Consider the following 531-nt stretch of genomic DNA (forward strand, 5'->3'; position numbering starts at 1 on the left):
GTATCGAAGACACTACCGCGCTACTCGGCGTTCTGGCCGATAACGGCATAAAAGGCAGTATGGCCGGCACCAGCACCAGCGCTGTGTTTAGTCGGTTGCAGGCCCCTATCGGTAAAGCGCCGGAAGCTTTGCGCGAGTTGGGAATAACGACCCGCGACGGCAAAGGCAATATGTTGCCGGTGGAGAAGCTCCTTAAAGATATTGACCGCTCGTTTAAAAAGAACAAGTTAGGCACCGCACAGCAAGCCGAATACCTGAAAGTGATATTCGGTGATGAAGCCATGAAAGGCGCGGTGAAACTGGTGGCGGCGGCCGGTAATGGCAAGCTGGCCGAGAAGAAAAGCAAACTGATGAATGCGGATGGCACTGCGCAATCTATCGCCACCGTCAGAATGGATAACCTTGACGGCGACCTGAAAAACCTGAGTTCGGCATGGGAAGACTTAGAGATTGAAGTCTTTGAGAAACAGGACTCCGCACTGCGCCAACTGACTGTGACCGCAACTGACTGGCTGGTCAATGTCGCGGTGT

At 53.7% G+C, this 531-nt stretch carries 1 protein-coding gene; it reads left to right on the forward strand.

The features are described 5' to 3' along the window. The coding region (locus tag OVO64_RS20475) for a phage tail tape measure protein (protein ID WP_267249002.1) at window positions 1-531 on the forward strand (531 nt) is incomplete at both ends.

Origin of the sequence: Yersinia sp. Marseille-Q5920 (genome assembly GCF_946902935.1) — a bacterium.
GTDB lineage: Bacteria > Pseudomonadota > Gammaproteobacteria > Enterobacterales > Enterobacteriaceae > Yersinia > Yersinia rochesterensis.